Below are 17,226 nucleotides of genomic sequence, written 5' to 3'. Positions count from 1 at the left end.
AACATAAAAACCAGAAACTAAAGGGGAAGCTTAGGCTTCTCCTTTTTTTATCGCTAAAGGTACGTTCAATAAGCAAGCTGTTACTCATTAACCAAACTTTATAGAAGTTTTTTACGTGTTAGAGCATTTGGCGCTATGCGTCGCAAAAACATTGCGGTATGTTCAAGGAATACACTGATGGCAGACATAAGGTCTGCCTTAATGACACGTAACAAGCAATCACAATGAATTAGGTAAAATTAGTAATGCAGTTCTCTAAGTTTGGCGAAAAGTTTAATCGATACTCTGGAATCACTCGTTTAATGGATGATTTGAATGATGGCCTGCGCACTCCTGGCGCTATCATGCTCGGTGGTGGCAACCCAGCCGCTATCCCTGCCATGCTCGATTACTTTAACCAAGCCAGTGCCGACATGCTCGCCAGTGGAGAACTCATCGCCGCCCTCGCCAACTACGATGGTCCGCAGGGCAAAGACAGCTTCATCAAGTCGTTAGCAGCAATGCTGAAAGAGACCTATGGTTGGGACATCAGCGAGAATAACATCAGCCTGACTAATGGCAGTCAAAGTGGCTTCTTCTACCTATTCAACCTGCTAGCAGGCCAACAGCCTGACGGTTCGCACAAGAAAATCCTACTGCCGATCGCACCGGAATACATCGGCTACGGCGACGCGGGTATTGATGACGATATCTTTATCTCTTACCACCCAGAGATCGAGCTACTAGAAAACCGCCAGTTCAAATATCACGTCGATTTTGAACAACTAAAGGTTGATGACTCAGTCGCGGCTATCTGTGCATCTCGTCCAACCAACCCAACGGGTAACGTACTGACCGACGAAGAAGTACGTAAATTGGATAAACTGGCGCGTGAAAACAACATCCCACTGCTGATCGACAATGCTTACGGCCTGCCGTTTCCAAATATCATCTTTGAAGATGTCGAACCGTTCTGGAATGAAAATACCATTCTGTGCATGAGCCTTTCTAAGCTTGGTTTGCCGGGTGTGCGTTGCGGTATCGTGATTGCGAGTGAAGAAGTAACACAAGCATTGACCAACATGAATGGCATCATCAGCTTAGCGCCAAACAGCGTCGGCCCTGCGATTGCCAACCACATGATTGAAAAAGGCGATTTACTACGCTTGAGCAGTGAGGTGATCAAACCTTTCTACAAAGAAAAATCGCTACGTGCAGTTGAACTGCTACAAGAGGCTATCGATGACCCACGCTTCCGCATTCACAAACCTGAAGGCGCTATCTTCTTATGGCTATGGTTTGATGAGTTGCCGATCACCACAATGGAACTGTACGACCGCCTTAAAGCTCGCGGCGTATTGATTGTTCCGGGGGAATACTTCTTTATCGGCCAAGAAGACGAGTGGGATCATGCTCACCAGTGCTTACGCATGAACTACGTACAAGATGATGAGGCGATGCAGAAAGGCATTGCTATCATTGCTGAAGAAGTGAAAAAGGCTTACTCAGAGCAGTAATAAGAGCTTTTAGCTTACCGCAGGTCAAATACAAAAAGAGCACCTCATGAGGTGCTCTTTCACTTCTACTTCCCGATATTTTTAGCTCTAAGGAGCTAACAGTAATTAACCTTCTAGTAGGCTATTACCATTGATAGCAATCTTACGTGGTTGCATCGCTTCTGGGATTTCGCGTTCTAGGTCGATGTGAAGAAGACCGTTTTCCATGCTTGCACCTACCACTTTTACGTAGTCAGCCAGTTGGAATTTACGCTCGAAATCGCGCTCTGCGATACCTTGGTATACGAAGGTTTTCTCTGCTTCTGCTTTACGCTCACCTTTCACAATTAGCATGTTCTCTTTCTGAGTCAGATCTAATTGGTCATCAGCAAAACCAGCAACTGCCATAGTAATACGGTAGTTGTTCTCGTCTTTTTGCTCGATGTTGTATGGTGGGTAACCGCCAGAAGAGTTCTTCGATGTGTTCGCTTCCATCATGTTGAATAGACGATCGAAGCCGATTGCGTTGCGGTAAAGTGGAGTGAAATCTACAGTTCTCATAATGCTATCCTTTTAGTAAGCAATAGTCTTAGCTGCGAATTTTACTTAGATCTAACCTGTGTGTGACCCAGTAAACAGCTAAGAGATTCAATTCGCATTCCTCGGGTTTCACCTCTATTGGCGACAACGCTGGGACATGGCAATGAATCAATTTTTAAGTTGTGTGCTGCCAAAGTTATCCTCTATTGAGCGATACTTCGTTAGCGGTAATGAAGGTTCTGTTTCTTCTCTTTTGAGCAAGACAGTCATCCTCTTCATAAATAGATATGTGGTGCCACAAAGCGCTTTTCAAGCAGCTTGATTCAACTTTTTAGTTAAGAAAAACCAAACGCTGTATAAATATTACTTAATTTTAATTAACCACCATTGGTCATATCCTAATCAGGTTGAATCCTTTTTTATCGCTTTTGGTGGCAATTCTGATGTCTTCTACGCATATTTCTTACGCACTCCACTCTTACGATGCCTTAGCGCACCTCGATATCCACATCGATAAGGTGGCTCTGGTAACGGAAGGCGGCGGCCAGCGCGGAATTTTTACAGCGGGCGTGTTGGATGCTTTTCTCGAACAAGGCTTTAATCCGTTTTCATTGATGATTGGCACATCCGCGGGCTCTCTTAACCTAGCATCCTATATATGCGGGCAACATCGCCATGCTTATCGCGTCATAACAGAAGCAACAGCCAGCCCTGAATTCTTTGATACCTATAAGTTCTTACTGCAAAAGAAAGGATTAGATCTAGACTGGTTACTTGAACAAACCGAAACAAGCTTGCCGCTCAACTGGCAGTCAGGTCATGACAATATGAAAAGTTGTCAGGTGCTTGCCTGTGCATCCCACGCGACTCGTCACGAGCCAGCCTATTTTGACTTAGACTCACACGCTTGGCAGGACGCTCTCAAAGCCTCATGTGCCGTTCCCTTTATCAGCCCAAAGGCAATTCAAGCGAATGATGAAGAGTGGCTAGATGGTGGCATTGCCGCCCCGATCCCTGCACAAGAAGCCTATAAACGGGGTTATAAACATATTGTGGTGATTCGGACGGTACCTATCTCAACATCTTTTGATCACCGCTGGATGTGCAAATACAGTAAGTTGTTAGGGAAAACAAAAGCTAAAGCGATGATTGAGCTGTTACTCAAGCACGAAGCCCATTACCGCGCGACTCAAGACTTTCTGAGTAACCCGCCAGAAGACGCGACCATCTATGAGATTCATCCAGACAAGGCGCTGCACTCAACATTGCTGGGAAGCCCACAGCATGCACTTGAACATGACTACGAGGTAGGACTTTTATCCGGAAAGTACTTCCTCGCCACGGCAGGTCGTCATATCGAACAGACATAAAAAAGCACCGCCAATGGGCAGTGCTTTTATGGTTTTGAGTTTCTTTATTGCTAAAGAAATCTATACATCAAGGTTAGCAACCTTCAATGCGTTCTCTTCGATGAAGTTACGACGAGGTTCAACTTGGTCACCCATTAGCGTCGTAAACAACAGATCAGCACCAACAGCATCTTCAATGGTTACTTGCATCATACGGCGAGTTTCAGGATCCATTGTGGTTTCCCAAAGTTGATCAGGGTTCATCTCACCTAGACCTTTGTATCGCTGTAGGCTTAGACCACGACGAGACTCTTTCACTAACCAGTTCAGAGCATCAACGAAGCTAGAAACTTCTTGAGTACGCTCGCCACGCTTAATGTAAGCGCCTTCTTCAATCAAGCCATCAAGAGCTTCAGAAAGATCCGCTAGCTTACCAAACTCTTTAGAGTTAATAAGATCGATGCTCAGCACGTGTTCATGAGTCACACCATGAGTACGAACCACAATCTTAGGAACACTTAAGCCTAGCTCTTCGTGTTTTTCAACTTCAAGGCTGTATTGGCTCGCACCTACTTCTTTCGCGTTTAGCTGTTCAACAAGCTGCTTACCCCAAGCTTCAACTGCCGCGTCATCATGACACTGCTCAGCCGTTAGACGAGGAACGTAAATCAGTTCGTGAACCAATGCGCGTGGGTAACGGCGGCTCATACGATCAACAAGCTTGATGCCTGCATTGTATTGCTGAACAAGCTTCTCTAAACCTTCACCTGCAAATGCTGGCGCTTCAGGGTTTACGTGCAGTTCTGCGTTGTCTAAAGCCAAAGATACTTGATACTGGTTCATCGCATCTTCATCTTTAATGTACTGCTCTTGCTTACCTTTCTTCACTTTGTAAAGTGGCGGTTGAGCAATGTAGATGTAACCACGTTCAATCAGCTCTGGCATTTGACGGTAGAAGAACGTCAGTAGCAGAGTACGGATGTGAGAACCATCGACATCGGCATCGGTCATGATGATGATGTTGTGGTAACGCAGTTTATCTGGGTTGTATTCGTCACGGCCAATACCACAACCAAGAGCTGTGATTAGCGTTGCTACTTCTTGAGAAGACAGCATTTTATCGAAACGTGCTTTCTCTACGTTAAGGATTTTACCTTTCAGCGGTAGGATTGCTTGGTTCTTACGGTTACGCCCCTGCTTAGCTGAACCGCCAGCAGAGTCTCCTTCCACAATGTATAGTTCAGACAGTGCAGGATCTTTTTCCTGACAGTCAGCAAGCTTACCTGGAAGACCCGCTAAATCTAACGCGCCTTTACGACGAGTCATTTCACGAGCTTTACGCGCTGCATCACGAGCACGTGCTGCATCAATAATTTTAGAACAAACTGTTTTCGCTTCACCTGGGTTCTCAATAAGGAACTCAGACAACTTCTCACCCATTGTAGATTCAACGGCAGACTTCACTTCTGAAGAAACCAGCTTATCTTTAGTTTGGCTTGAGAACTTAGGATCAGGCACTTTAACAGAAACAATCGCCGTCAGACCTTCACGAGCATCATCACCAGAGGTTGCAGTCTTCGCTTTCTTAGAAAAGCCTTCCTTGTCCATGAAGCTGTTCAGTGTACGCGTTAGCGCCGCACGGAAACCTGCTAAGTGAGCACCACCATCGCGTTGAGGGATGTTGTTGGTGAAACAGTAGATGTTTTCTTGGTAGCCGTCATTCCACTGCATCGCCACTTCAACGGTAATACCGTCTTCGCGCTCAGAATTAAAGTGGAAGATTTTTTGGATGATTGGCGTTTTGTTGGTATTAAGGTGTTCAACAAACGCTTGGATACCGCCTTCGTATTCGAAGTGATCCATTTTGTCTTCTTCGCGCTCGTCAATTAGCTTAATTGATACACCTGAGTTCAAGAATGATAGCTCACGTAGACGCTTAGCTAAAATGTCGTAATGGAACTCGATGTTAGTGAAGGTTTCTTCACTCGGCCAGAAACGAATCTCTGTACCTGTTTTATCCGTGTCACCGATAACCGCTAGTGGCGCTTGAGGCTCACCGTGGCTGTAGGTTTGAGTGTGGATTTTGCCACCGCGGTGGATAGTAAGAGTAACTTGCTTAGAAAGTGCGTTAACTACTGAAACACCAACACCGTGCAGACCACCAGATACCTTGTACGAGTTATCATCGAACTTACCACCAGCGTGAAGAACCGTCATGATTACTTCTGCTGCTGATACGTTTTCTTCTGGGTGCAATTCTGTTGGAATACCACGGCCGTCATCGCTCACAGACACAGAACTATCTTCATGGATAGTTACAATGATGTCATTACAGTGACCAGCTAGCGCTTCATCAATAGAGTTATCTACCACCTCAAAAACCATGTGGTGCAGACCGGTACCATCATCCGTGTCGCCAATGTACATTCCAGGACGCTTACGTACCGCATCCAGACCCTTCAGTACTTTAATACTCGATGAATCGTAATTATCTGACATAGTTACTCTCTGACTAATTATCCTTGCTCTATTTTGCCATGTTCCACATGAAACATCCTGCTATTTTCGTCATGCATATCTGCAATCTGATCAGCGGTAATAGAGCTTACAAAAACTTGAGCCTGGGTCGCCTTTAAACACTCAGCAAGACGTGCTCGGCGTTGGCTATCTAATTCGGAAGCGAAGTCATCTATCAAATAGATGCACTGCTTACCTGTCATTTGAGTGAGGTGTTGCCCTTGTGCTACTCGTAGCGCGCACACCATCAACTTCAGTTGACCTCGTGACAAGACATCTTCCACTGGAGTGCCGTTCACTTTTATCTTCAGATCCGCTTTGTTTGGCCCACTAAAGGTGTAACCAAGCTGCTGATCCCTTTCAAAATTCTTTTCTAATATCTCGGCGTACGGGGTGTCTTTGTCCCAGCCACGATAGTAGTTAATCTTTATCTCAAACTCAGGAAGGAAGGTCGCACAGATTTCTTCGGCGACTTCTTTGAGCTGATCAACGTAGGTGGCACGCCACTGACTGATGCTTTCAGCTAAACGGGCCAGTTCTTGGTCCCAATAGCTCAGCTCTCGATAGTGGGTTGCCGTTTTCAATAAGGCGTTTCGCTGCTTATTGAGGCGCTTTACCCTGCCCCACGCATCATAAAAGCCCGACTCACTGTGGAAGACTCCCCAATCAATGAATGCTCGGCGATGCTTAGGTCCATCGGTTAGTAAATCAAACCCTTCAGGGTGAATCAACTGCAAAGGTAAGACTTGAGCTAACTGAGCCAACTTTTGCCCAGTTTGACCGCTTATTTTAACCTCTGTCGTGCCATCGCGCTGCTTATTAATGCCAATTGGCAGCTCAAATTGATCCGAGGTCATAAAACGGCCATGTACAAACAGCTCACTACACTCGTTTTGTATGATACGACCGGTAAGTGAACTCTTGAATGAGCGACCATGTCCGAGCAGATACACCGCTTCAAGGACGCTGGTTTTGCCGCTTCCGTTAGCCCCTATAAGAAAGTTAAAGCCTGATGACGGTTGAATGTCACAGGCTTCAATATTTCTAAACTGCTTAACGATTAAGCGCGATAAAGGCATAACGTCTTCATATTAATCTTCAATCACGACTCGGTAGGTCAACATAGGGCAGCTTATAAGCGAATTGGCATAACAACGTACATCGCGCTGTCATCTTGTGCGTTCTCGATAAGAGCACTCGCATTGGCGTCTGACATTGAGATACGAACCTGTTCACAACGCAGTGTGTTCAGAACATCCAATACGTAGCTTACGTTGAAGCCAATCTCTAATGCGTCACCGTCGAAGTTAACATCGAGTACTTCTTCCGCTTCTTCTTGCTCTGGGTTGTTCGCGGTAATACGCATCTCGCTATCAGCAAGGTTAACGCGAACACCACGGAATTTTTCATTCGATAGAATCGCAGCACGAGAAAATGCTGAACGTAATTCATCACAGCCAGCTTCAAGTGTCTTGGTGGTATTTTGCGGCATTACGCGGCGATAATCAGGGAAACGACCATCAACAAGCTTAGAAGTGAAGACATAGTTGTTCACTTCAGCTCGCACGTTAGAGTTACCAATTTGCAGTGTTACTGGCTGTTCAGGTGCATCCAATAGCTTCACTAGCTCTTGAACACCTTTACGAGGAACAATGATCTGCTTCTGAGCAAAATCGGCACCCAGTTGTGCTTGAGATACTGCCATACGGTGACCATCGGTCGCTACGCTGCGCAGGATAGAACCTTCAATCTCAAACAACATACCGTTGAGGTAATAACGAACATCTTGGTTCGCCATTGAGAATTGTGTTTTCTCGATAAGACCGCGAAGTTCAGCTTGTGTCACTGACACTTCAACTTCACTGCTCCAATCTTCAATATTTGGAAAATCTGCCGCAGGTAATGTTGCTAATGAGAAGCGGCTACGACCTGAACGAACCTGAATACGGTCACCATCCAATACCACAGTGATCACTGAGTTATCTGGCAATCCACGGCAGATATCTAGGAATTTACGTGAAGGTACGGTAATGCTGCCCGCTTCGAAATCACCTTCAAGCGTTACACGGCTGATCAGTTCAACTTCTAGATCCGTCGCTGTCATCGACAACACGTTATCTTCTACTTTAATCAGTAGGTTTCCTAGAATTGGAAGCGTTGGCCTGCCACCGAGTGCGCCAGATACTTGTTGTAATGGCTTAATCAGGTGACTACGTTCAATGGTAAATTTCATATCTTGCTCTTACGGTCTAAATGGCACTGCGTAATAGTACGTGGCCAAGATTCTGCTTATTAAGGTTAAGAATACTGTGTATTAAGAAGAAAGGGTACGAATCAAGTTCGAATAATCTTCTTTAATGTCGTGGCTCTCTTCACGCAGCTGAGCAATCTTACGACAAGCATGCAGTACCGTCGTGTGGTCACGACCACCGAATGCATCGCCAATCTCAGGCAAGCTGTGGTTTGTTAGCTCTTTCGCCAGTGCCATCGCCAATTGACGTGGACGAGCAACAGAACGAGAACGACGCTTAGACAATAGATCAGCGACTTTGATTTTGTAGTACTCGGCTACTGTCTTTTGAATGTTATCAATAGTGACCAGTTTTTCTTGCAGTGCAAGTAGGTCACGCAGTGCTTCACGCACGAAGTCGATCGTGATCGGGCGGCCAGTGAAGTTTGCATTCGCAATAACACGGTTCAATGCGCCTTCCAGCTCACGAACGTTAGAGCGTAGACGCTTGGCAATAAAGAACGCTACTTCATCCGCAAGGTGAATTTGGTGGTCTTCGGCTTTCTTCATCAAGATCGCAACACGCGTCTCAAGCTCTGGTGGCTCAATCGCTACCGTCAAACCCCAGCCGAAGCGAGATTTAAGACGATCTTCTACCCCGTTGATCTCTTTTGGATAACGGTCAGACGTTAGGATGATCTGTTGGTTGCCTTCAAGCAGCGCGTTAAAGGTATGGAAGAACTCTTCTTGAGAACGCTCTTTATTAGCAAAGAATTGGATGTCATCGATAAGCAATGCATCAACACTACGGTAGTAGCGCTTAAATTCTTCGATCGCGTTGTTTTGTAGGGCCTTTACCATATCCTGAACAAAACGCTCTGAGTGCATGTAAACCACTTTCGCATTCGGCTTATTATCAACAATGGCGTTACCCACCGCATGCAACAAGTGCGTTTTACCTAAACCTGTGCCGCCGTATAGGAACAACGGGTTGTAGGCTGTACCTGGATTATCAGAAACCTGACGTGCCGCAGCCAAACCCAGTTGGTTCGACTTACCTTCAACAAAGTTATTGAACTTATGTTTTGGGTTCACGTTTGAGCGGTGATTCAAGTCAACCGCGACAGGCTCTTCATCACGCCAGATATTATGGACAGGCTTGCGAGCTTGTAATTGCGCAGGTGCTGATGACTCAGCGGCCACATCAGCTGCAGTACGAGTCTGAGTCGGTGCCGGTGTCGCAGGCTTTGGTGCAATCACACGCTTGCTTCCCACTTCAAAATGAAGATGTGGGATATCGTTACCGCAATATTCTTGCAGCAGACGGTTAATGCTATTTAGATACTTATCACGAACCCAATCGAGTACGAAACGGTTCGGTGCAAATAGAGTTAGAGTATTGTCATTGAGTTCCGCTTGTAACGGACGAACCCACATACTGAATTCTGTAGCTGGTAACTCTTCTTGAAGCTGTTGCAAACACTGCAACCAAAGCGAAGATGACACGGTGCCCTCACTCTATTTAAAGTAATATGAAATGACCGCTAATTTTACCTGTTGATAAGTCAGATCACCAGCAATTGATCACAGATCCAGTGAATAAGATCCAAGTTATTCACAATAAATTTGTAATTTATCGGTGGATCCACACACCTTGCCCCTAATTTACTCACACAATGATCCACTTATGCCCGGATCCTTGCTAGTTATCCCCAAATCGGGAATTCAATCTGGTTATGGTTAATAACATCTGGTTATTTATTCTAGTGAGCATTTTCCCAGTAACATCCAAACCCATAAATATAAGGAGTTACCAAATGAATAACTGGATTAAGGCTGCAATTGCGGCTATCGCACTCTCTGCTGCTACTGTTCAAGCTGCGACTGAAGTTAAAGTCGGCATGTCTGGTCGCTATTTCCCGTTTACGTTCGTTAAACAAGACCAACTACAGGGTTTTGAAGTGGATTTATGGGATGAGATCGGTAAGCGTAACGATTACAAGGTTGAATACGTAACGGCAAACTTCTCTGGTCTGTTTGGTCTTCTTGAAACGGGTCGCATCGATACCATTTCAAACCAAATTACAATGACGGATGCACGTAAAGCGAAATACCTATTCGCAGACCCATACGTAGTAGACGGCGCACAAATTACCGTTCGTAAAGGTAATGACAGCATTAAAGGTATCGAAGACCTTGATGGTAAGACGGTTGCGGTAAACCTAGGCTCAAACTTTGAACAACTGCTTCGCAGCTACGACAAAGATGGCAAGATCAATGTAAAAACCTACGATACAGGTATTGAACATGATGTGGCACTTGGCCGCGCCGATGCATTCGTAATGGATCGCCTATCAGCACTAGAGCTTATCAAGAAGACTGGTCTACCATTACAACTGGCGGGGCAGCCATTCGAAACAATTGAAAACGCTTGGCCTTTCGTCGACAACGATAACGGCAAAAAACTGCAAGCAGAAGTAAATGAAGCATTAGCAGCAATGCGCGCAGATGGTACGCTAGAAAGTATCTCTCAGAAATGGTTTGGTGCGGACATTACTCAGAAGTAATTACTCACTTTCTCCATTCAAGGCCCACTGCTTTATACAGCGGTGGGCTTTTTGCTTTTGTGCACTGATTAAAAAATCTGATAGAACAGTACTTACATATAGAACAACACTGCCAATAAAAATACGAGATAGATTATGGGATTTGACTTTAATTACATGCTAGAGCTGTTGCCGATACTACTGAAGTATTTAGGCACCACGATGGAGATGGCGACTTGGGGCTTGTTCTTTGCTCTGATCCTATCTCTGATACTGGCGAATATTCGTGTATTCAAAATCCCAGTACTCGACCAACTGAGCCAGCTGTACATTAGCTTCTTCCGAGGCACCCCACTGTTGGTGCAGCTGTTCCTCCTTTATTACGGCTTACCACAAGTCTTCCCGTGGATGGTTGGGTTGGATGCCTTCAGCGCCGCTGTAATTGGCTTAACCCTGCACTTTGCCGCGTATATGGCAGAAAGTATTCGTGCCGCGATTATCGGTATTGATCGCAGCCAGATGGAAGCCAGCCTTTCGGTCGGTATGACAACCAGCCAAGCGATGCGCCGAGTGATCTTACCGCAAGCAACTCGCGTGGCACTGCCGTCGTTGATGAACTACTTCATCGACATGATCAAGTCGACTTCACTTGCCTTCACCCTAGGTGTCGCCGAAATCATGGCTAAAGCTCAGATGGAGGCTTCTTCAAGTTTCCGCTTCTTCGAGGCTTTCTTAGCGGTCGCGCTGATTTACTGGGGCGTGGTGGTTATCCTCACTCGTATTCAAATTTGGGCCGAAGTGAAACTGAATAAGGCGTATGTACGATGATCAAATTACAAAATATCCACAAGCAGTTTGGTGACACCGAAGTTTTGAAAGGGATCGACCTAGAAATCAAACAAGGCGAGATAATTGTCATCATAGGTTCAAGTGGTACAGGTAAGTCTACCCTACTGCGTTGTGTGAATTTTCTAGAGCAAGCCGATCAAGGCACGATTTCGATTGATGATATCAAGGTTGATACTCAGAAACACACTAAGGCAGAGGTGCTTGCACTGCGTCGTAAGACCGGTTTTGTGTTCCAAAACTATGCACTGTTCGCTCACCAAACCGCGAGACAGAATATTGCTGAAGGTTTAATTACCGTTCGTGGTTGGAAAAAGCAGCAAGCCCATGAAAAAGCACAACAAATACTTGATGATATTGGCTTAGGTGACAAAGGGGATAGCTACCCAGCCGCGCTCTCTGGTGGCCAGCAACAACGGGTGGGTATTGGCCGTGCAATGGCACTACAACCCGAGCTTTTACTGTTTGATGAGCCGACTTCAGCGCTCGATCCTGAGTGGGTTGGCGAAGTGCTTAACCTAATGAAAAAACTGGCAAATCAGCATCAAACCATGCTGGTGGTTACCCATGAAATGCAGTTCGCGAGAGAGGTCGCAGACCGAGTGATCTTCATGGCTGACGGTCATATTGTCGAGCAGGGATCTCCACAGGATATTTTTGGTAATCCACAGGATCCTAAATTAAAAAAATTCTTAAATAAGGTTGGGATCGACTAAGGATCCTTGTGATTTTAGTTATTCTACGTATAATCCCCCGACCGGAATTTTAGTTAACCCAATCATTGACACTTTTTGTGACAGTGATTACAATTCCGCCTCTTTGTTGAGAGGCGTCGGTTTTCCTTTCTTATATAAAGAAGAGAAAAAATGCCCACGCCGGGTTTAACAAAAACCTAAAACTACTGATCAGTAAGGTAATTACAATGAAACGCACTTTTCAACCTACAGTTCTAAAGCGTAAGCGTACTCACGGTTTCCGTGCTCGCATGGCTACTAAGAACGGTCGCGCAACAATCAATGCACGTCGTGCAAAAGGCCGTAAGCGTCTTTCTAAGTAATCTTTGATTATTTTGAATAAGCTAGCCTTCGGTCGGGAGTTACGCTTGTTAACTCCCGAACATTATCAAAATGTCTTCAAGCAAGCTCATCGAGCTGGCTCCCCTCATTTCACCATCATTGCCCGAAATAACTCTCTTTCAAATCCTCGTCTTGGATTAGCCGTTCCGAAAAAGCAGATTAAAACCGCCGTGGGTCGTAACCGATTCAAGCGTCTTACTCGTGAAAGCTTTCGTAACACTCAACACAAACTTCCTAACAAAGATTTTGTTGTAATCGCTAAGAAGAGCGCGCAAGATTTAAGCAATGAAGAAATGTTCAAGCTACTCGACAAATTATGGCTTCGCCTGTCTCGCCCTTCGCGTGGATAGCGCTAATACCCATCTATTTTTATAGATGGTTTATTAGTCCACTCATCGGCCCACGCTGCCGATTTACTCCAACCTGCTCTTTATATGCGATAGAAGCGTTGAAAGCTCACGGTTTTGTAAAAGGGTGTTGGTTATCAGGCAAACGTCTATTAAAATGCCATCCTTTGAACGAAGGGGGCTTTGACCCCGTTCCACCAGTCCAAAAACAAGACAGAGATAAATAACGATGGATTCTCAACGTAATATCCTGTTAATCGCATTGGCTTTGGTTTCTTTCCTACTGTTCCAACAATGGAACGTAGCTCAGAATCCAGCACCACAAGCGGTTGAGCAGGCACAATCTGGCAGCACCCTACCAGCGCCATCTTATGCAGATGATCTAGACCCGGCTCCTGGTCAAGTTGCTTCTGCTAAAACTATCACAGTAACAACTGATGTACTGACTCTGTCAATTGATACGGTTGGTGGTGATGTCGTTAAAGCAAACCTAAACGATTACTCTGCTGAGTTCGATTCAGAAGATACGTTTGTTCTTCTTAAAAACGAACCTGGTCACCAATTTATCGCACAAAGCGGTCTAGTGGGTCCTCAAGGTATCGACCTAAGCAGCACAAACCGCCCAAGCTACACCGTTTCAGCAGACAGCTTCACGCTTGCTGATGGTCAGGATGAACTACGCATCCCGATGACTTACCAAGCGAACGGCCTTGATTACACGAAAACATTCGTCCTTAAGCGTGGCAGCTACGCAATGGATGTTGAATACGATGTAGTCAACAACTCTGGTAACAACGCGACATTCGGCATGTACGCTCACCTACGTCAGAACGTAATGGATGACGGCGGTAGCCTAACAATGCCAACTTACCGTGGTGGTGCTTACTCTACGGAAGATACGCGTTACAAAAAATACAGCTTCGACGACATGCAAGATCGCAACCTGTCTCTTAACCTAGCAAACGGTCAAGGTTGGGCAGCGATGATTCAACACTACTTTGCAAGTGCATGGATCCCACGCGACGAAGCAGGCAGCAACCTTTACACTCGTGTAATCGGTAACCTAGGCGACATCGGTGTTCGTATGCCGAACAAGACTATCGCTAATGGCGACGAAGCGAGCTTCAAAGCAACGCTTTGGGTTGGTCCAAAACTTCAAGACCAAATGGCTGAAACTGCACCTAACCTAGACCTAGTAGTTGACTACGGTTGGTTATGGTTCATTGCTAAACCTCTTCATACTCTGCTTTCGTTCATTCAAAGCTTCGTTGTGAACTGGGGTGTGGCAATCATCATCCTAACTTTCATCGTTCGTGGTGCTATGTACCCACTAACAAAAGCTCAGTACACGTCTATGGCGAAAATGCGTATGCTTCAGCCTAAGCTGACTGCAATGCGTGAGCGTATTGGCGACGACCGTCAACGCATGAGCCAAGAAATGATGGAGCTTTACAAAAAAGAGAAAGTAAACCCACTAGGTGGCTGTTTACCTATCCTTCTGCAAATGCCTATCTTCATTTCGCTATACTGGGCACTAATGGAGTCTGTTGAACTGCGTCACTCACCGTTCTTCGGTTGGATTACTGACCTTTCAGCACAAGACCCATACTACATCTTGCCACTTCTGATGGGTGCTTCAATGTTCCTAATCCAGAAGATGAGCCCGACAACTGTAACGGATCCAATGCAGCAGAAGATCATGACCTTTATGCCGGTTATGTTCACATTCTTCTTCCTGTTCTTCCCTTCAGGTCTGGTTCTATACTGGCTAGTATCGAACATCGTAACTCTGATTCAGCAAACGCTTATCTACCGCGCGCTGGAAAAGAAAGGCTTACATTCTAAGTAAGTTCGATAATAGAAAGAGATAAAGAAAGGCGACCAAAAGGTCGCCTTTTTGTTTTTAGCTGATTACAATTCAGCTAATTGATTAATCGTGAGCGCCCCTTTTTGGCTTTCACATGCTAGCAGGCACAACTATGACTACAGATACGATTGTTGCTCAAGCGACTGCACCCGGCCGTGGCGGCGTCGGTATTATTCGCGTTTCAGGCCCACAAGCAGCCCAAGTTGCGCTTGAAGTTACCGGCAAAGTACTGAAACCACGTTACGCTGAGTACACCCCTTTTAAATCTCACGATGGTTTAGAGCTAGACCAAGGCATCGCGCTTTACTTTCCTAACCCGCACTCGTTTACCGGTGAAGACGTATTAGAGCTACAAGGCCACGGTGGTCCTGTGGTAATGGATATGCTCATCAAACGCATCCTTGCGATTCCAGGGCTACGCGCAGCACGCCCAGGTGAGTTCTCGGAGCGTGCCTTCTTGAACGACAAGATGGATTTAACCCAAGCAGAAGCAATTGCTGACCTCATTGATGCCAGTTCAGAAGAAGCGGCGAAATCAGCTCTGCAATCGTTGCAAGGTGAGTTCTCAAAACGCATTAATACGCTGGTGGACTCTCTGATTCACTTACGCATCTATGTTGAAGCCGCTATCGACTTCCCAGAAGAAGAGATTGATTTCCTTGCTGACGGTAAAGTAAGTGCTGACTTACAAGCTATCATCGACAACCTCGAAGCGGTTCGCCAAGAAGCCAATCAAGGTGCCATCATGCGTGAAGGCATGAAAGTGGTGATTGCAGGCCGTCCTAATGCCGGTAAGTCGAGCTTACTAAATGCATTATCGGGTAAAGACTCCGCGATTGTGACTGACATTGCTGGTACCACGCGTGATGTACTGCGTGAACATATCCATATTGATGGTATGCCACTGCACATTATTGATACCGCTGGCCTGCGTGAAGCCTCGGATGAAGTCGAAAAAATCGGCATTGAACGCGCTTGGGAAGAAATTGCTCAAGCCGATCGCGTTTTATTTATGGTCGATGGCACCACTACCGATGCAACCGACCCGAAAGATATCTGGCCCGATTTCGTTGATCGTCTGCCGAATAACATCGGAATGACCGTGATTCGTAACAAAGCCGATCAAACCAGTGAAGATCTCGGGATTTGCCATGTTAATGATCCAACTCTGATTCGACTATCAGCAAAGACGGGACAAGGCGTTGATGCACTGCGTAATCACTTAAAAGATTGCATGGGCTTTGCTGGTGGTAATGAAGGTGGCTTCATGGCACGTCGTCGCCACTTAGATGCTCTAGAACGCGCATCTGAGCATCTAGATATTGGCCAGCAACAGCTCGAAGGCTATATGGCAGGGGAAATCTTGGCAGAAGAACTGCGTATAACGCAGCAACACCTTAACGAGATTACTGGTGAGTTCAGCTCAGATGACCTACTCGGCCGTATCTTCACCTCTTTCTGTATTGGTAAATAACCTTTAAAGGCCGGCTCATGCTGGCCTTTTTCTTTAGTAAGGACAGCTTAATGATCCACATTATTACAGGCAGCACCTTAGGTGGTGCAGAGTACGTTGGCGATCACCTTAATGATCTTCTTGAAGAACAAGGCCACGAGATCACCCTTCATAATCAGCCTGAATTCGATGATATTCCCCAACAAGGCTTTTGGTTGCTGGTGACTTCAACTCATGGTGCGGGTGAATTTCCAGATAATATTAAGCCGTTTATCGACGCATTGACCCAGCAATCTCCAGATTTAAGCCAGGTTCGCTTTGCTGTCGTGGCACTTGGTGATTCGAGTTACGATACCTTCTGTTTGGCGGGAAAATCAATCCACAGCCAGATGAAAGAGCTCGGTGCTCAGCCTATTTCTGACTGTTTTACCATCGATGTATTGGAAATTCCGGTACCAGAAGACGCAGCAGAAGCTTGGTTCAACGATCATAGCGACCAGTTTTAACCTCTCTCTTCTCTCAAAAAGCGGCTTATGCCGCTTTTTTTGTCTCTGAACATCGCGATTGTGAATAACTTTTTTTCAAAAACATCGAAAATTAGCGATCTATTTTCAATTTCTTCTGTGGATAAGATCATACATATACGGTGATTAACCTATAGTTATCCAAATAACAAGTTTTAGGCTAATTTCCTCCTGTGAATAAGTAGCCATTTTGATCCCAGCTAATCCTCATCCTGATCAAAGTTAGATCACATCATTTGATCCAAAAAAGATCCATGATCTCGTTGATCATTTTCGACTTATCCACAGACGCCCTCGATCCTAATAATAGATCTAATAAAAGATCTCCTTAAAGATCTTATCTATATTAATTAAAAACAGCTTTTTCGAAAAATCCCAAAAACGTTTTCTCAGGCTATGAAAACAGGTAGAATATCGCTCCTTTTTATCAATCTAGAAAACGTTTGAATACCTGAG

General features: G+C 45.4%; 16 protein-coding genes. 11 read left to right on the top strand and 5 right to left on the bottom strand.

The annotated features are described in order from the left end of the window. The first annotated feature begins 245 nt into the window (after positions 1 to 245). Positions 246 to 1,496 carry a valine--pyruvate transaminase gene (locus AB4484_RS17650; protein WP_372079534.1) on the top strand — a complete coding sequence of 417 codons (1,251 nt, stop codon included), beginning with the start codon at positions 246 to 248 and terminating at the stop codon, positions 1,494 to 1,496. Between the two features lie 105 nt (positions 1,497 to 1,601). Here AB4484_RS17650 and AB4484_RS17645 read toward each other — a convergent pair whose 3' ends face one another. Beyond that, on the bottom strand, positions 1,602 to 2,036 hold the full coding sequence (locus AB4484_RS17645) for an Hsp20 family protein (RefSeq protein ID WP_009848140.1): 435 nt from the start codon (positions 2,034 to 2,036) through the stop codon (positions 1,602 to 1,604). A 422-nt stretch (positions 2,037 to 2,458) separates the two neighbouring features. On the opposite strand from AB4484_RS17645, the gene AB4484_RS17640 reads away from it, so the two are divergent. Beyond that, positions 2,459 to 3,385 (top strand): patatin family protein, encoded by a 927-nt coding sequence (locus tag AB4484_RS17640; RefSeq protein ID WP_372079531.1) that lies wholly within the window; start codon positions 2,459 to 2,461, stop codon positions 3,383 to 3,385. 60 nt (positions 3,386 to 3,445) lie between these two features. Here the strand turns inward: AB4484_RS17640 and gyrB are convergent, their stop codons facing one another. From gyrB to dnaA, 4 genes are all read right to left on the bottom strand, one after another. Further along, positions 3,446 to 5,863, bottom strand: a complete 2,418-nt coding sequence (gene gyrB, locus AB4484_RS17635) for a DNA topoisomerase (ATP-hydrolyzing) subunit B (RefSeq protein ID WP_048611241.1) — start codon at positions 5,861 to 5,863, stop codon at positions 3,446 to 3,448. Positions 5,864 to 5,880: 17 nt separating this feature from the next. Next, positions 5,881 to 6,960 carry a DNA replication/repair protein RecF gene (recF, locus tag AB4484_RS17630; protein ID WP_019825571.1) on the bottom strand — a complete coding sequence of 360 codons (1,080 nt, stop codon included), beginning with the start codon at positions 6,958 to 6,960 and terminating at the stop codon, positions 5,881 to 5,883. A gap of 53 nt (positions 6,961 to 7,013) precedes the next feature. Continuing rightward, positions 7,014 to 8,114 (bottom strand): DNA polymerase III subunit beta, encoded by a 1,101-nt coding sequence (gene dnaN, locus AB4484_RS17625; protein WP_017058809.1) that lies wholly within the window; start codon positions 8,112 to 8,114, stop codon positions 7,014 to 7,016. An 81-nt stretch (positions 8,115 to 8,195) separates the two neighbouring features. Next, positions 8,196 to 9,617, bottom strand: coding sequence for a chromosomal replication initiator protein DnaA (gene dnaA, locus AB4484_RS17620; protein ID WP_019825569.1), 1,422 nt, complete (start codon positions 9,615 to 9,617; stop codon positions 8,196 to 8,198). Between the two features lie 311 nt (positions 9,618 to 9,928). Here dnaA and AB4484_RS17615 point away from each other — a divergent pair, with 311 nt between their 5' ends. The 9 genes from AB4484_RS17615 to mioC all read left to right on the top strand — a co-directional run bounded on the left by AB4484_RS17615 (position 9,929) and on the right by mioC (position 16,752). Then, entirely contained in the window at positions 9,929 to 10,678 is a 750-nt protein-coding gene (locus AB4484_RS17615) for an amino acid ABC transporter substrate-binding protein (RefSeq protein ID WP_009848135.1), read from the top strand. 135 nt (positions 10,679 to 10,813) lie between these two features. Then, a complete protein-coding gene (locus AB4484_RS17610) occupies positions 10,814 to 11,485 on the top strand; it encodes an amino acid ABC transporter permease (RefSeq protein WP_009848134.1) in 672 nt (223 codons plus the stop codon). After that, complete coding sequence (locus tag AB4484_RS17605) at positions 11,482 to 12,219, top strand: amino acid ABC transporter ATP-binding protein (protein ID WP_048610829.1); 738 nt, start codon at positions 11,482 to 11,484, stop codon at positions 12,217 to 12,219. Before AB4484_RS17610 ends, AB4484_RS17605 begins: the two co-directional genes overlap by 4 nt. A gap of 206 nt (positions 12,220 to 12,425) precedes the next feature. Beyond that, positions 12,426 to 12,560 carry a 50S ribosomal protein L34 gene (rpmH, locus tag AB4484_RS17600; RefSeq protein ID WP_004735800.1) on the top strand — a complete coding sequence of 45 codons (135 nt, stop codon included), beginning with the start codon at positions 12,426 to 12,428 and terminating at the stop codon, positions 12,558 to 12,560. 45 nt (positions 12,561 to 12,605) lie between these two features. After that, entirely contained in the window at positions 12,606 to 12,929 is a 324-nt protein-coding gene (gene rnpA, locus AB4484_RS17595) for a ribonuclease P protein component (protein ID WP_017055478.1), read from the top strand. Beyond that, entirely contained in the window at positions 12,896 to 13,153 is a 258-nt protein-coding gene (yidD, locus tag AB4484_RS17590; RefSeq protein WP_004735802.1) for a membrane protein insertion efficiency factor YidD, read from the top strand. The genes rnpA and yidD overlap by 34 nt, the downstream gene beginning before the upstream one ends. A 2-nt stretch (positions 13,154 to 13,155) precedes the next feature. Then, positions 13,156 to 14,775, top strand: a complete 1,620-nt coding sequence (yidC, locus tag AB4484_RS17585; protein WP_050622181.1) for a membrane protein insertase YidC — start codon at positions 13,156 to 13,158, stop codon at positions 14,773 to 14,775. Between the two features lie 130 nt (positions 14,776 to 14,905). Continuing rightward, entirely contained in the window at positions 14,906 to 16,267 is a 1,362-nt protein-coding gene (gene mnmE / locus AB4484_RS17580; RefSeq protein ID WP_048618388.1) for a tRNA uridine-5-carboxymethylaminomethyl(34) synthesis GTPase MnmE, read from the top strand. 50 nt (positions 16,268 to 16,317) lie between these two features. Beyond that, positions 16,318 to 16,752, top strand: a complete 435-nt coding sequence (gene mioC / locus AB4484_RS17575; protein WP_372079528.1) for an FMN-binding protein MioC — start codon at positions 16,318 to 16,320, stop codon at positions 16,750 to 16,752. Positions 16,753 to 17,226 lie beyond the last annotated feature (474 nt).

The sequence above is a fragment of the Vibrio sp. 10N.261.46.A3 genome, assembly GCF_041472995.1.
In the GTDB taxonomy this organism is placed as follows: Bacteria; Pseudomonadota; Gammaproteobacteria; order Enterobacterales; family Vibrionaceae; genus Vibrio; species Vibrio coralliirubri.
Note: the sequence above shows the minus strand (reverse complement) of the source record. Positions and strands in the feature narration are given on the sequence as shown.

Bases quoted from the DNA above. Each gene is read 5' to 3' on its own strand.
- AB4484_RS17650 (WP_372079534.1), top strand. From the start codon at position 246: ATGCAGTTCTCTAAGTTTGGCGAAAAGTTTAATCGATACTCTGGAATC.
- AB4484_RS17645 (WP_009848140.1), bottom strand. From the start codon at position 2,036: ATGAGAACTGTAGATTTCACTCCACTTTACCGCAACGCAATCGGCTTC.
- AB4484_RS17640 (WP_372079531.1), top strand. From the start codon at position 2,459: ATGTCTTCTACGCATATTTCTTACGCACTCCACTCTTACGATGCCTTA.
- gyrB (WP_048611241.1), bottom strand. From the start codon at position 5,863: ATGTCAGATAATTACGATTCATCGAGTATTAAAGTACTGAAGGGTCTG.
- recF (WP_019825571.1), bottom strand. From the start codon at position 6,960: ATGCCTTTATCGCGCTTAATCGTTAAGCAGTTTAGAAATATTGAAGCC.
- dnaN (WP_017058809.1), bottom strand. From the start codon at position 8,114: ATGAAATTTACCATTGAACGTAGTCACCTGATTAAGCCATTACAACAA.
- AB4484_RS17615 (WP_009848135.1), top strand. From the start codon at position 9,929: ATGAATAACTGGATTAAGGCTGCAATTGCGGCTATCGCACTCTCTGCT.
- AB4484_RS17610 (WP_009848134.1), top strand. From the start codon at position 10,814: ATGGGATTTGACTTTAATTACATGCTAGAGCTGTTGCCGATACTACTG.
- AB4484_RS17605 (WP_048610829.1), top strand. From the start codon at position 11,482: ATGATCAAATTACAAAATATCCACAAGCAGTTTGGTGACACCGAAGTT.
- rpmH (WP_004735800.1), top strand. From the start codon at position 12,426: ATGAAACGCACTTTTCAACCTACAGTTCTAAAGCGTAAGCGTACTCAC.
- yidD (WP_004735802.1), top strand. From the start codon at position 12,896: ATGGCTTCGCCTGTCTCGCCCTTCGCGTGGATAGCGCTAATACCCATC.
- yidC (WP_050622181.1), top strand. From the start codon at position 13,156: ATGGATTCTCAACGTAATATCCTGTTAATCGCATTGGCTTTGGTTTCT.
- mnmE (WP_048618388.1), top strand. From the start codon at position 14,906: ATGACTACAGATACGATTGTTGCTCAAGCGACTGCACCCGGCCGTGGC.
- mioC (WP_372079528.1), top strand. From the start codon at position 16,318: ATGATCCACATTATTACAGGCAGCACCTTAGGTGGTGCAGAGTACGTT.